Source organism: Achromobacter sp. SIMBA_011, assembly GCF_046535435.1.
In the GTDB taxonomy this organism is placed as follows: domain Bacteria; phylum Pseudomonadota; class Gammaproteobacteria; order Burkholderiales; family Burkholderiaceae_B; genus Achromobacter; species Achromobacter dolens.
In genome coordinates, this window is sequence record NZ_JAWRWN010001045.1 from 1 (window position 1) to 245 (window position 245).

The window sequence follows — 245 nt, forward strand, 5'->3', positions numbered from 1 at the left end:
TTTTTCTTGTCATTCAAATGATTGTCAAGATTCGCTTGAACAGCATCTGCCTTTTCTTGAGCACCCTGTTTTGTTTCGATGTTCTCCAAGTCTTCAAACTTCTTCTTTAAATCGTCAAGCGTTTGAATAGTTGAATCGTAAATCTCAATAACCTTTGCTTTCAACGTCTCAAAATCATCAATGTAGTATTCACCTACTGGTGCAATATCCTGATCCATTAAGCTTTGTGTTACTTCAAAGCCAAA

1 protein-coding gene is annotated in these 245 nt (G+C 35.9%); it reads right to left on the bottom strand.

Annotated features, from left to right (window positions below):
• The coding region (locus SB816_RS34215) for a hypothetical protein (protein ID WP_410548525.1) at nt 1-245 on the bottom strand (245 nt) is incomplete at both ends.